Genomic DNA, 13986 nt, shown 5'->3' on the forward strand with positions numbered 1-13986 from the left:
GGGAACAGCGCAGTGTGACCGGGCCGGATGGGGCAACGCAGGTCAGCGAAAACAATCCCGTGCGCAAAACCGTGCGCAACTGGGCTCAAAGTGGCGATGCAACGCCGCTCATCATCGGCATGAGCGAAGTCAAGACCAATAACTTTGGCAAGCCGGAATGGAGCAAAACGCTGGATGCAGCGGGTAATACCCTCAGCCAGAAGGATTACACCTACGACGGCCTGGGGCGCTGCATACAGGAAATCGACCGGATGCGGCGCAGCACGCTGTTCAGCTATGACGCTTGGTCGAGGCTTATCAAGACCACCCTGCCCGACCTTACCGTGGTCGAGAAAGATTACGCCGGGCACAGCAGCGATGCCTTGCCGATCAGCATCCGGGTCAAGGCCGCCGGTGCGTCCGTTGCGACCTTGCTCGGGGAGCAAAGCTTTGACGGCCTGGATCGTCAGACCCAAATCAAAGTCGGCCCGCGAACCACACAATATCTCTATATAGGCGGCCAGATGCAGATCGATGAATGCATCACGCCCGGCAATCGCTCGATCAAATACGAGTACCGGCTAGGCCTGACCGATCAACCGGTGCGCACCGTCGTCGACGACGAACAGGCCGATTTCACCTACGACGCCCGCACTGCGTCGATGACCAGCTCGCAAAACGGCCGCAGCCGACGCGAGTTCGACTACGATTTGACTGGCCAGCTTAAAAGCGAGCGCCGGACTGAAGGCGGCCAGACCTGGGAGTCGCTCTACCTCCATTCCGTTGGCGGCCGCCAACTGCATAGACTGGATACCAGTGGGTTAGATACTGGCTATGAATATGACCCGCAAGGCCGGGTCAAGTCGGTGAAACAAGGCCAATTGCAAGCCGACTTCGAGTATTCCAGCCTCGGCCAGCTACACAGGACCATCACCACGGACCTGACTACTGGCCGCACGCTGCAAACCACTTTGACCTACGACGATCAAGGCCAGGAAACCGAAAGAACCCTTGAAATGCAGGGTCACGAAACTCATCGCATCAGCCAGACCTGGCGCGAAGACGGCAAGCTGCTTACCCGGCACCTGCAGGCCGAAGCACGCTCGCTGCTTGATGAACGCTTTGAATACGACACGCGGGGCCGGTTGAATGTGCACACCTGCGACGGAGAACGTGTGCCGCAGGATCGCTACGGCAATCCGATCCGCGAACAACGTTTTGACTTCGATGCACTGGACAACATCATCCAGGTCATCAGCACTTTTGCCGACGGCAGTACCGATCAGGCCACATTTGGTTTTGCGGCGGATGATCCAACGCAGCTGGTCAGCATTCAGCACACTCACGGCGATTATCCCGCCAGTATCAGCCTGGACTACGACGCTGCCGGTAATCTGGTCCATGACGAAAACGCTCAACAGCTGGTTTACGATAGCCAGAGCCGCCTGCTTAGCGTAACCACAGTCGAGGACAGTCTGGCCGGGCAATACCGTTATGACGCCCATAACCATCTGGTCGCCGTGCAAAACGGCCTACAGGCCGAAACGCTGCGTTTTTATCAGGGCGACCGTTTGGCGACGCTGGTGCAGGGCAGCGAAACGGTCAGTTTCCTGTATGACGGCGCGCAACCCCTGGGCCAGCAGACCGTTGGCGATGCTCAACAGACCACGCTGTTCATGAGTGACGCCAAGCAAAGCATTCTCGGCGAAGGCCAGCAGGCCGACCTGCGCACCGCCGTGTACAACGCTTACGGCGAACGCAGCCCGGACAGCGACCTGCGCAGCCTGCTGGGTTTCAACGGCGAAGTGCGGGATGAAATCAGCGGCTGGTATTTGCTGGGACGCGGCTATCGCGCTTACAACCCGACCCTGATGCGCTTCCATAGTCCGGACAGCCTCAGCCCATTTGGCGCCGGCGGGCTCAATCCATATGTCTATTGCCTGGGCGACCCCATCGGGTTGATTGATCCGACCGGGCATATGTCACGCGGTTTGTTCCTTGGGCTGAACATTGCCGGGCTGGTACTGGGAATCATCGGCACAGTCGCCACCGGGGGCTTGATCGCGCCAGCATTGAGCGCCCAGTTCGCGCTGTTTGCAACCGCCCAGGCAGCAGGCGTTGCGGCAGTTGTGACGGGGGGCATTGGTCTCTATACACCGGATCAACAGGCCAAGAAAGTACTGGGCATAACGAGTACAGTGCTGGGGGTCGTGTCGTTGCTGGCCGGGATGACGACGATTGCGACGGGGAGTTCGAAGTGGTTTGGAAAGGGAGCAAATATGGCGGGATCTGATGATTTGATGACTCCCCCCCTCCCTGAAGAGTACTTCACTGATTTTTCTATTCCGAGGGTACATAGCGCCCCCAACTCCTCACCCGTTCATAAATCTGGAGGCCTTATAGCGTCAGACCCGACTGATGCGGCAGTCGATCTAGGGAAAACTTTCTCTACCCGAGCGACACAAACGGATTCTCTTCAACCAAGCATTGAATCCATTACAAGCGGGAAACCGCAGCCGCCTAACGCGCTCCTCGATCAAATTAAAAGTGGGGTTAATTTGAGAAAGACCTCAACTACCTCCTCCAGCCAGCCAGTAGGGCCAAAAGGCGAAATAGCGGCATTATTCTCAGGCATTAAGCCCGAAGAAGGAGCCAAATTTTCCGTGAAGGAATTATTGAAGAAAACTCAAGGAGTCCGCGCACAGCAAAAATCTCTAATCGGTGAGAAACCAAAAGTAACCGGAGCGCAGTCGTTTTTCTAAAAAAAACAAGCTGGTGAGCCCCGCGATTGGCAGGGCTCTCGGGCTCACTCCACCAACAAAACATTCTCCCGTCGAAAATTCAGGTAGCTCTCCCCCTCGTCAAAACTCACTTCAATATCCACCCAGAACTGTTCATTCACTTTCAGTTGCTCCAGAAATGATCGAACCAACACTGCACTGACGCCGCCGCTCTCTTCGCCCGGGGTCAACGGCCGCTCAACGAAGACATCGATAGGCAAATCGACCCCGGACTTGTCGACGCCTTCGGCCCACATGTGCATTTTCTGCCCTGCCTTGACGTACACCCAGGGCGTGATACTGAAATCGGCGCCGGCGGGAACCGATGACAAACTCAGCGTCGGCAGGCCGGTGCCTATAGCCTGGTCGCACTTCAGTTTTGGGAACCTGCCGTCGGCAATGGGCAGGATCGTCAGTGAGTATTTCTCAGAGGTTTCGACCTTGCCTCCCGTTCTGGTGACGGTGTAATACACCTCCACCTGCCTGTCCGTGCCGATATTGCCGGGTATCGCAGTGGACGGTATCGCAAACTTCAAATCGCCCGCCTCGATAGGTGTGCTGGTTTCGTGACTGGCGCTGGCGACAAAACCTGACCAGTAAACCGTGACCACGTCAGTGGGCTGGAGATCGATTTCCTCCGGCACCACCACAACGGCACCGTCCGTGACGAGCAATGGATCAAGCGTGCCGGTCCCGCCCCCGGCAGGTAAGGATTTTTCGACCGAAGGCATGACCAGCGGCACCGGTTGGGCATCGACAGTTAACTCAGCATAATCAGACAACTCGCTAAGGTTGCCGGCGCGGTCCTGCACCCTGTACGTTGCATAACGCTTTCCATCGCCGTGGCCCACGATCATGTCGCCGTCGAATTCGATATCCAGGATCATATCCGCCTGGGTCAAGGTTTTCTCGCTCGCCGATAAGGAGCCCACCGGCAGCGTCTCCCAATACAGGAAAATCGTATCCCCCGGCTTTGGCAGATCGTAGGTCGGCACTGTCGCAGGCAGTTTGTTGCCATGATCTTCAAGGTAGCGAGCCGTGACCCTGTTGCCGATCAGATCGTTCGGAAATATGAGTGGATCTTTGCTGCCGGCTAATACCGGTGGGGTTTTGTCGATGGTGACGGTGATGGGCGGGTCCGAACTATTTTCATTACCACTGGAAAATATGACTGTATAAAATAACCCGTGGGAACCTTCGGTAAGTTCCGCCATGGGAATATGCGCAAATAATTCACTGACATCAATCGGTGTGGAGAACGATTTGCGCACAACCTCTTTGTTATCCCACATTAACAGGACTGTATCAGTCCCCCCTGGTAAGGGGCTACTTCCATCCCATAACGGAAAGGTCACCTCCAGGTCGGCCTGCAATGCATCTTTGGGCAACAGATTGGTATCGCCCCCAGGAATATCGTCCAAGGCTTTGGTGACGAGGGGAGCCAGTAACGGTAGATCCTGTTTTCTTGTGTTATCCATAACAAAATCCTTCTTCATGATCGACACCAAAAAGCCCAAAACCGCTCAGACTGCATTTCAGCGATGTGAAATGCAGCTTGGTCGTTGGTTAACACTTCATGGTTTAGGCGGCGGAACTTCACAGGTGATACCACCAGGACGCACTAAGTCGACGTACTGTTTTGCCGGTAGAGGATCGGCGGGAATGGGAGTTCCTCCCCCCGCTGGCGTAACGGTATAGGTCACGTCCGCATAACCTTGGCCGATAGGCAGAATATGAGCGGCGTAAGGCTCGACCAGGAATGTAAAACCGTTGGCCACTTCTTCCGCACTCAGAGCGCCGTGATCATGGGTGAATCGCGTAGCAGGAATTTCCGTCGTCTCGTCAAACTCATATCCCTGCCACACAGCCACCAAGGTATCGCCAACCTTGAGATCCGTATCGCCAGGCACCCGCACCCTGAAGCCGAATTTTGCCAGTGGATCGTTATAATCTTCAGAATATAAAGACGCACAAGACAAAAACTTATTACCTCCGGCATCCTCGTAAAGATCAGGGAAACTGACCGGATCAAAGCCCACAACCAGCACAGCCACATCAACGGGCGTATTTTTGGAGTGCTGTGGATTATTCCCCGCAGCGCTGTTGATTGTGTAGTACATAGGCAAGGCAGAGTTATTGCCCTGGGCTTCAATGTCAGTCCAAGGGATAGTGAAGCTGATCGTATCGCCAGCCGACTCGCCAACAACAGTGAACTCGTCGACAGGCGTGACTTGAGTCCCCCAAAATAGCTGCAAAATTTGACCTGCCTGGACGGGATCATACAGTTCCACCGTCGCCGGGACATCTTTATCCTTATCCGCAGGCGTCAGCTTGTCCACCCCACCAGAGGCACCGGTGAGATGTACTTCTGGCAGATCGGGATTGACCGGATCGGGCTCATCCGGATTTGGCGGGCCGATCACCGAGAAATCGACAGTGACATCTACGGTCAGCGGTCCACTGGGAGGAAATAGCAGCGATCCGCGTTTGACCTGATAACTTGCCTGAACCGGTTGTTCGCCAGGCCCTCCTGTGTATTCAGTCTTCAGGACGGACCAGGGAACAGGGATATACACGTCGACAGGATCAGATCCAGGATCTCTGGGGCTCAAATCCGTGCCCCCCCAAACTGCCTGAATCGTAGAGCCTTTAGGATTGGTGTACGCCGGTATCTTTATTACGACACCCAGATGGGCGTCGGCCAGATCAACCAAGGGTCCTAATGGGACTTCGGGGTTCTTCAGGTCGTCAGGTAGAGCACCCAGCTGCACATCTACCTGCACAGGTGTGGACACACTGCTCACATTGCCAGCCTTGTCGGTCAGAAAGTACACCGCGAAGGTCGGGCCATTGGGTCTGCTTTCGATGATGGTTTTGGGGATCGGGATTTTCAAGTCAGCAGGCACAGCCACGGGGCCAAAGGCCGGATCCGGGTCGTTGATATTCTCAGGCAGGCCAGGCCCCCAGAATACGACAATATAATCCTCGCCTGTACGGCCGGTGTACTCAGGCAATGTGCACACAAACTCGGTCACACCCCCGCCGAATGTTGCGTCGGTAATGACCGTCGCCGGGACGCCTAGCGCGACCGGGAACGCGAGCGCTGGATCAACGTTGTAATAGGGGGCAGTCCTGTCGATGGTGATTGTAAAAGGGTCAGAATCATTGTTGTTTCCCGTATTGCTTTCGACGAGGTAGTCGATGGTGTACGTACCTTCGTGTGGAATATTGTCCTTTGCAATATTCTGCGCTAACGGAAAATCGCCAGATACAAGAGGGCCGTTATTACGTTTTTTATCGGAAAAAACAACATTACCGCTGGCGTCTTTTATCCGCATAGTGACATCAGCGTAAAAGTTAGCCGGTATCAAGAAATTCCAATACGGGATTTTCACATCCAGATCTGCTCCTAGCTTCGATACGTGCAGCAGGCCTTGGGGTAATCCAGGTAGAACCTCTACTATGACAGGATCCAGCTTTGGATCTTGCGAAGCATCCGGCGCATGCACCGCTGCAACCTTTGAGCGCAGGTATGCGCGACGGCGTTCAATACCGTCTTTGATTTTTTCGAAACTGTTCATTTTTTAACTCCATGCTAATTGATCGACTGGCTCCATAAAAAAGTCCGGCAATCAGAATCCACCTAGAGAACCACATCCGAAAATGCCGTGACTTGCAAGTAACTTAGCGCTTATTCAAACCTGCCGATACTGTCATAACTAACAGGTAGCAACGTGCCATATAATCGATATACATCCCTTAATAGCAAAAAGGAGGCTTTCGCCTCCCTCAAGATTAATTACTAATAATCACCAGCTATAACGCAACCCCACATTGGCCCCCCAAGGTTGTTCAATCTTGTCGCCATTGCTGTACTCGAAATCCGCATGCAGTTGCAGCCGATCCGACATTGACATCGCGACACCGGCACCCAGCTCGCCACGGGAACCGGACAGGTCGTTGTTGAAAACGTTGTTGTTGACCTCGACGTCGTTGTTCTTGGCGAACTCATGCACGTAGGCGGCTCTTACATAGGGCTGCACCACTTTACCTTCGCCCAGATCAAAATTGCGCCCCGCCGTTGTGCCCAGTTTACCCAGCAGTGAACGGGTGCGGTCGCCTTCGGCCTGCATGCCATTGTCCAGATCATAATCCTTGCCCTGGATGACCACGCCCGATAGCTGTGTGTAGGGTTCCACGAAGTAACCGTTATCCAGTTTGATGTGCTTGCCGAACTCCAGGGAAGCACCCACCCCGCTATTGTCGTAGTCGCCCTTGGATTCTGTGCCGTCGCTCAAGCTGACATCGGCTTCGTTACGGAATCGGTTGAACTTCAGCACACCATCGAAGTAATAGCCGCTGTCCTGATCCAGCCAGGTGGTATATGCGCCGAGGTAGTAGCTACTCACTTTGCCGGAAGTGCCGCGATCCAGATCAAGGTCCGACTTGCTGTAGCCGCCCAGCAAACCCACCAGCCACTGGCCATCGCCCACCGGCAGCGGCGCATCGGCACCAAAGGAAATGCCCTGTTGAGTCTGTTGATAACCGACACCTGACGCGGCCTTGGCATCGAACTTGTTGCCGTACGTGCGGATCCAGCCGCCCGGTTGAGCACCGTTGATGCGCAGTTCACCCATGCGGCTGCGCAAGGTCGACAATTCGCCATACCAGACCGTCGGAGCGGTATTGAACAGTGCCAGCACGGCACTGGTGCCTGCGCTGACTTTCCCGGTATTGATCAGGTACCAGTCATTGCCATTTTGCTGGCTGAGCTCGTAGGAATAAGTGCCCATATCCACCGGCCCGTTCAGCAAGGAAAACTTCGCGTCCCCTGCGGCGGTGTGCACCACATGCAGGCTTGAATCGGCAACCGGATCTGCGCCGGTTGCGCCAACCAGCAATGAGTGGTTGCCGGACGCCGTCCCGGTTACATCGAGAAAATCAACCTTGCCCTGTGAGAAATCGGCGTCCATGACGAAGGTGCCGTTACCCGACAGATTCTCCACCGACAACTTATAAAAAGCGTCCGGCGCGCCCATCTTGATCGCGCCGCCATTCATGTTCAGGTTGGCGACACTGGAGTCCTCGACCATCACCCATTGCGCCGCACTGTTTACGGCCAGGCTGTTGACGTTCTCCAGGCGACCGGTAAACACCGACTGATTGTTCAGTGCCACGTTGACGGTACTACCCGCCTCGGCGCTGATATCACCGGTCAACCGACTTTGGTTCAAATCAAGGTCCATAGCGCCACTGTCGCGAACCTGAATATTGCCTGTGAGTGCACTGTTACTCACATTCATCTTTCCCTTGGCACCGTTTACTTCCAGGACAGTGCCGTTGCCTCCAACCAGGGTCGAACCGTTGTTCACGTTGATCTGGGTAAAGTTGGCTTCCCCAATAGGTGCGTTCACAACAATGGCAGATCCGGTTTGTCCCTCTACCCGACTGTTGTCGAGGTCGATGGTCGGCGTTTCACCAAAAAGCCCCTGGCTGACAGTAATGCCATTTTGCGTCCCTTGAATAACTGTACCCTCGGTAGCCCGTACGATACCGCCAAACATATGAAGGCCGACGCCTGTCGGCCCCGTTCCGTTGACCTGACTTCCCACCAATGTGAGATCAGGGTTAGTTCCCGCGCTCGTGCCGGTGCGCAGATCGATACCGAAATCAGTTCCAGTGACTGTACTCCCGGTTATCACGGTCTTGCCGCCCGCGATACGCATTCCGGTTTCGCCGCCGGTGATACTGCTGCCAACTATCGTTGCATTACTGAACAGCAGGGATATGCCTACACCCGAGCCGTTGATGCCGTTAACCGTGGTGCCCGTCAGATTCAGGTTACTTCTGCTGACATCTATGTAGCCGGTACGCGCGCCCGTGGCGTTCAACGTGCCACCCTCCGACACCGCCCAATTATTGGTCATGGTCGACCCGTCGATGTTCCTTGTTTCACCGATGACAGTTTCTTCAAAAGCCGCTTGAGCCTGGCAGCAAACCAGCATCAGCGGTGCATAGGGCAACAATCTCAACGCCTTTGTCAGCGGAGTTAACAGATAACTGTTAGTGAAATTCATTGTGATTTCCATTGAGTAAAATAGGGTAGTCATTCGCACCGGCTGTACGAATGGCGGCGAAGACTAGCAATATAAAACCTATGGTGCTGTAGGACTATTCCTAAGCAATTGTAGTATCTGGCTGATACCTACAGATTGTGATTGCTGCACAAGTCCAATCAGTTCGAAAGAATAAGAGTCGCTTTTATCGCGAACCAGAATAAACATGGATCAATATGCAAGCAGAACCAGTTTAATAAAATAACGGCAACTTCTTGTTTAAAAGCATTCGAAGTAAAAGTGTTTTTTATTATTTCGAAGCGGGTTTCATTCGGGGTTGCTCTGATCGGTGGGTAGCCCTGTGCTTTTCCGCGATTGCAGGCAATATCCCCCCTAGGAGGCTGCGGCGCGCAGGACTACAATCGCCGACCTCACACTGAGACTGACTTGCGCGAATGCCGACCTGCTCGCTCCACCCATTGCCTTATTCAGCAAACCCAGCCAACGACTTCGCCAGAATCCGTCACGCCCCCGGCGCCATCCTGCTGGACAGCGGTCGCCCGAGCGCCGAGCGAGGCAGGTTTGACGTGTTCAGCGCCTGGCCGCTGGAGCAACTGGAAGCGCAACCTCAGGAAAGCGGCGACGGTTTTTTTCAGCGTCTGCGCGACAGCCTTGCGCGACTGGGCCCGGCGCAATTACCGGCGGGCAGTGAATTGCCTTTTGCTGGCGGGCTGCTGGGTTACCTCGGGTATGACTTCGGTCGCCGTCTGGAGCCGCAACCCGAGCATGCGGTCGATGATCTGCAATTGCCCGACGCCCGCCTTGGGCTGTATGCCTGGGCGGTCATCACCGACCATCAGGCGCGGACCACCCAACTGATGTGCCATCCCTCGCTGGCCCCCGCTGAAGAGCAGCGATTGCTGGAATTGTTCAGGCAACCCATCAATCTGGATACAGCGCAATTCCAACTGACGACAGCGTTCAAGGCCAATCTCGACGCTGACGATTACCGCGCCGCTTTCGCGCGCATTCAGGCATATATCCAGGCTGGCGATTGTTATCAGGTCAACTTCGCCCAGCGCTTTCAGGCCACTTGCCAGGGCGACCCGTGGGCGGCGTATTGCGCATTGCGTGCGGCGTGCCCGACGCCGTTTTCCGGGTTTATTGCTTTACCGGATGGCGAGGCGATCCTGAGTTTGTCCCCGGAGCGCTTCGTCAAGGTCAGTGAGCGTCAGGTCGAGACCCGACCTATCAAAGGCACGCGCCCACGCGGTCGTGATGCGGCCGAGGACGAGGCCTATGCCGCAGAGCTGTTGGCGAGCCCCAAGGACCGCGCGGAAAACCTGATGATTGTCGATCTGCTGCGCAACGATCTGGGCCGCAGTTGCCGGATTGGCTCGGTGAAAGTGCCTGAATTGTTCAGCCTGGAAAGCTACCCGAACGTGCATCATCTGGTCAGCAGCGTGACCGGCGAACTGGCGCAGGATCATGACCCGCTGGACTTGATTGCCGGGAGTTTCCCTGGCGGCTCGATCACCGGCGCACCGAAGATTCGCGCCATGCAGATCATCGACGAACTGGAGCCCACGCGGCGTGCCTTGTACTGCGGATCGCTGCTGTACCTGGATGTGCGCGGCGAAATGGACAGCTCCATCGCCATTCGCAGCTTGCTGGTCAAGGACGACAAGGTTTCCTGCTGGGGCGGCGGCGGCATCGTGGCCGACTCCGATTGCGAAGCCGAATATCAGGAATCGATTACCAAGGTGCGCGTGTTGCTGGAGACGCTGGAAGGGCTTTGATACCCCTGAACCGCCTCGGCCTTTTCGGGGACAAGTCCCCTCCTACCTCAAATCTGTTACTCGGTAGGACCGGACTTGTCCAGGAAGGCGGCGGGTCGGCCGAAGAAGATCTTCAGCGTTCACACCGGCCTATTCGGGGACAAGTCCCCTCCTACCTCAAATCCCGATTCGAGGCCTTGATGAATTCCTTTTTCAGGTCTTCAAAGGTGTGCACTGCCGGGAACTGCGGGAATTCGCGGATCACGTTTTCCGGGGCGTGGAACAGAATGCCCGCATCGGCCTCGCCGAGCATCGTGGTGTCGTTGTAGGAGTCCCCGGCAGCGATTACCCGGTAATACAGGGTTTTGAAAGCCAGTACCGATTGACGCTTCGGATCTTTCTGACGCAGTTGATAGCTGACGACCCGGTCGGTCTCGTCGGTAATCAGCCGATGACAGAGCAAGGTCGGGAAGCCCAGCTGACGCATCAGCGGCTGGGAAAATTCATAGAAGGTATCCGACAGAATCACCACCTGAAACCGCTCGCGCAGCCAGTTGACGAACTCGACGGCGCCGTCCAGCGGTTTCAGGGTGCCGATCACTTCCTGAATATCCGACAGTTTCAGGCCGTGCTCGTCAAGAATGCGCAGGCGCTGCTTCATCAGCACGTCGTAGTCGGGAATATCCCGGGTGGTGGCGCGCAACGATTCGATACCGGTTTTTTCAGCAAAGGCGATCCAGATTTCCGGGACCAGCACGCCTTCCAGGTCCAGACAGGCAATTTCCACAGGACACTCCTCGAGGGACATCATCGTCAAAAAGAACCGGCACTTTAGGGGCTGTTGCTGTTTCAGCGCAACATAAGCGCAACAACTGTAAACCGGCCAACTCGGCGAAAGATTTTGTTAACATTCGCGTCATTACGAGCGCCTAAGCGCCAAATTTAGGAAACCGCCTGATGAGCCAACCCTTCGACGTCGTGGGTCTCGCCGCGACTTACGCCAACAAGTCCCCACAGGACATCCTGAAACTGGCTTTTGAGCATTTCGGTGATGATCTGTGGATTTCCTTCAGCGGTGCCGAGGATGTGGTGCTGGTGGACATGGCCTGGAAACTGAACAAGAACGTCAAGGTCTTCAGCCTCGACACTGGCCGCCTGCACCCGGAAACCTATCGTTTCATCGAGCAAGTGCGCGAGCACTACAAGATCGACATCGAGATCATGACCCCGGACCAGCAGAAGCTCGAACCCTTCGTCAAGGAAAAGGGCTTGTTCAGCTTCTATCGCGACGGTCATGGCGAGTGCTGCGGCATCCGCAAGATCGAACCGCTGCGGCGCAAGCTGGCCGGCGTCACCGCCTGGGCCACCGGGCAACGTCGCGACCAGAGCCCCGGCACCCGCAGCCACGTCGCGGCACTGGAAATCGACACGGCTTTTTCGACACCGGAACGCACCCTGTATAAATTCAATCCGCTGGCGCAGATGACCAGCGAGGAAGTCTGGGGCTACATCCGCATGCTGGAGCTGCCGTACAACAGCCTGCACGAACGCGGTTTCATCAGCATCGGTTGCGAACCCTGCACGCGGCCCGTGCTGCCCAATCAGCACGAGCGCGAAGGCCGCTGGTGGTGGGAAGAAGCCACGCAGAAGGAATGTGGCTTGCATTCGGGGAATTTGATCGCGAAGGTTTGAGTGCCACCGATTCCGTTGGAGCGCCGCTCGCTCCAACGGAATCTATGCATCAATGCACCGGCAATTCCACGCCGTCGAACAACTCTTCGAGCTCTTGCTTGTTGTGGCACGCGATCGCCTTGGCCATGACTTCACGGGTCAGGTGCGGGGCGAACTTCTCGATGAAGTCGCACATGAAGCCACGCAGGAAGGTGCCGCGACGGAAGCCGATGCGGGTAATGCTGGCCTCGAACAGGTCACTGGCGTCGAGCATCACCAGATCGCTGTCGAGTTTGGCATCCACGGCCATTTTCGCCACGATGCCGACACCCAGGCCCAGGCGCACGTAAGTCTTGATCACGTCAGCGTCGGCGGCGGTAAACACGACTTTCGGGGTCAGGCCGCGATGGCTGAAAGCCTCGTCGAGCTTGGAACGCCCCGTGAAACCGAACACGTAAGTCACGATCGGGTACTCAGCCAGCACCTCCAGCGTCAGCTTCGGCACCTTGGCCAACGGGTGGCCTTGAGGCACGACGACGCAACGGTTCCAGCGATAGCACGGCATCATCACCAGGTCGCCGAACAATTCCAGTGCTTCGGTGGCAATGGCGAAATCGACAGTGCCATCAGCCGCCATTTCCGCGATCTGCATCGGCGAACCCTGGTGCATGTGCAGCGCCACGTCGGGATATTGCTTGATGAAATTGCTGATCACCGGCGGCAACGCATAACGCGCCTGGGTATGCGTGGTCGCAATCGACAGGGTGCCTTTCTTCTCGTTGGAGAACTCCTGAGCAATCTGCTTGATGCTCTCCACCTTGCGCAGGATTTCGCCGGCGGTGGTGATGATGCGCTCACCGGCGGGGGTGACGCGGGTCAGATGCTTGCCGCTGCGGGCGAACACTTCGACACCCAGTTCGTCTTCCAGCAGACGAATCTGCTTACTGATACCGGGCTGAGAGGTATACAGACTCTGAGCCGTCGCTGAAACGTTGAGGTCGTGGTGCGCCACTTCCCAGATGTAGCGCAATTGTTGAAGCTTCATATGTGTCCCTCAAAGCAGGAAGACGCCCAAGGCATCAGCGACGCTATATAACTGGATTAATGGTAAGAGCAAGACAGCTAGAACTTTTTATCACTTTTAAGCGGCAAAGGCACGCTCGATTTTTTGTCTGAGCCTCATCTCACCGACGCGCGCCCTTGCCGCAGCCCGGCACCATGTAAACCGGAACCTCCGACAGTTGCAGAACCCGGGCTGCCGTGCGGCCAATCGGTGCAGTGGTTTCCGTGCCGTGGCTATGACTGCCCACTACCAGCAGGTCGACTTCAAGCTGTTGCGCCTGCTCCAGAATCACGTTGCATGGATCGCCCTGCACCACGCGCACGGTGCGGATCAAGGCCAGATCCTGATGCCCGTCCCCCAGCTCTTCGCGAAATCCGTCCAGCACCCGCTGCTCGATCCCCTCCAGCACCGTGTTGAGCCCCTGGCGGTGCAGTTCCTTCAGCGCGTCTTCACTCAGATAACTTTGTAGTACAGATTCAGCAAACAACCCCATCGGCTCAACCACATGGATCACATAAAGCTCGGCGTTAAAGGTTCGAGCCAGTGCCAGCGCGTGCTGCATGACGTAGGGCGCATACAGACTCAGGTCAGTGGCATACAGCATCGAACGAATCATATGACCTCCCGAACAGCCAGAATGGCGGAGATGGATTCAGCTT

General features: G+C 56.1%; 9 protein-coding genes. 3 read left to right on the forward strand and 6 right to left on the reverse strand.

The genetic code is table 11. The features are described 5' to 3' along the window. On the forward strand, positions 1-2741 hold a 2741-nt coding region (locus CFII64_RS02860), incomplete at its 5' end, for an RHS repeat domain-containing protein (RefSeq protein ID WP_020289256.1). A gap of 44 nt (positions 2742-2785) precedes the next feature. On the opposite strand, the gene CFII64_RS02865 is transcribed toward CFII64_RS02860, so the two are convergent. The 3 genes from CFII64_RS02865 to CFII64_RS02875 all read right to left on the reverse strand — a co-directional run bounded on the left by CFII64_RS02865 (position 2786) and on the right by CFII64_RS02875 (position 8836). After that, positions 2786-4255 (reverse strand): hypothetical protein, encoded by a 1470-nt coding sequence (locus CFII64_RS02865; protein WP_156883143.1) that lies wholly within the window; start codon positions 4253-4255, stop codon positions 2786-2788. 78 nt (positions 4256-4333) lie between these two features. Next, on the reverse strand, positions 4334-6340 hold the full coding sequence (locus CFII64_RS02870) for a hypothetical protein (RefSeq protein WP_020289258.1): 2007 nt from the start codon (positions 6338-6340) through the stop codon (positions 4334-4336). Positions 6341-6568: 228 nt separating this feature from the next. Beyond that, positions 6569-8836: an autotransporter outer membrane beta-barrel domain-containing protein gene (locus CFII64_RS02875; protein ID WP_020289259.1), complete on the reverse strand. Its 2268-nt coding sequence runs from the start codon at positions 8834-8836 to the stop codon at positions 6569-6571. 434 nt (positions 8837-9270) lie between these two features. Here CFII64_RS02875 and pabB point away from each other — a divergent pair, with 434 nt between their 5' ends. After that, positions 9271-10614 (forward strand): aminodeoxychorismate synthase component I, encoded by a 1344-nt coding sequence (gene pabB, locus CFII64_RS02880; protein WP_020289260.1) that lies wholly within the window; start codon positions 9271-9273, stop codon positions 10612-10614. A gap of 151 nt (positions 10615-10765) precedes the next feature. Here pabB and thrH read toward each other — a convergent pair whose 3' ends face one another. Beyond that, complete coding sequence (thrH, locus tag CFII64_RS02885; protein WP_020289261.1) at positions 10766-11380, reverse strand: bifunctional phosphoserine phosphatase/homoserine phosphotransferase ThrH; 615 nt, start codon at positions 11378-11380, stop codon at positions 10766-10768. A gap of 170 nt (positions 11381-11550) precedes the next feature. On the opposite strand from thrH, the gene CFII64_RS02890 reads away from it, so the two are divergent. Beyond that, complete coding sequence (locus CFII64_RS02890) at positions 11551-12285, forward strand: phosphoadenylyl-sulfate reductase (protein WP_020289262.1); 735 nt, start codon at positions 11551-11553, stop codon at positions 12283-12285. 49 nt (positions 12286-12334) lie between these two features. On the opposite strand, the gene cysB is transcribed toward CFII64_RS02890, so the two are convergent. Together cysB and CFII64_RS02900 are read right to left on the reverse strand one after the other, a co-directional pair. Further along, the gene (gene cysB / locus CFII64_RS02895) at positions 12335-13309 is read right to left on the reverse strand and encodes an HTH-type transcriptional regulator CysB (RefSeq protein ID WP_020289263.1); all 975 of its coding nucleotides are present in this window, start codon (positions 13307-13309) and stop codon (positions 12335-12337) included. Positions 13310-13448: 139 nt separating this feature from the next. Next, entirely contained in the window at positions 13449-13943 is a 495-nt protein-coding gene (locus CFII64_RS02900) for a universal stress protein (RefSeq protein ID WP_020289264.1), read from the reverse strand. Positions 13944-13986 lie beyond the last annotated feature (43 nt).

The sequence above is a fragment of the Pseudomonas sp. CFII64 genome (genome assembly GCF_000416235.1).
Taxonomy (GTDB): Bacteria; Pseudomonadota; Gammaproteobacteria; order Pseudomonadales; family Pseudomonadaceae; genus Aquipseudomonas.

What these genes read in the sequence shown, in the direction of transcription:
- CFII64_RS02865 (WP_156883143.1), bottom strand. Translation starts at nt 4,255, where the DNA reads ATGAAGAAGGATTTTGTTATGGATAACACAAGAAAACAGGATCTACCG.
- CFII64_RS02900 (WP_020289264.1), bottom strand. Translation starts at nt 13,943, where the DNA reads ATGATTCGTTCGATGCTGTATGCCACTGACCTGAGTCTGTATGCGCCC.
- CFII64_RS02875 (WP_020289259.1), bottom strand. Translation starts at nt 8,836, where the DNA reads ATGAATTTCACTAACAGTTATCTGTTAACTCCGCTGACAAAGGCGTTG.
- CFII64_RS02870 (WP_020289258.1), bottom strand. Translation starts at nt 6,340, where the DNA reads ATGAACAGTTTCGAAAAAATCAAAGACGGTATTGAACGCCGTCGCGCA.
- cysB (WP_020289263.1), bottom strand. Translation starts at nt 13,309, where the DNA reads ATGAAGCTTCAACAATTGCGCTACATCTGGGAAGTGGCGCACCACGAC.
- CFII64_RS02890 (WP_020289262.1), top strand. Translation starts at nt 11,551, where the DNA reads ATGAGCCAACCCTTCGACGTCGTGGGTCTCGCCGCGACTTACGCCAAC.
- pabB (WP_020289260.1), top strand. Translation starts at nt 9,271, where the DNA reads ATGCCGACCTGCTCGCTCCACCCATTGCCTTATTCAGCAAACCCAGCC.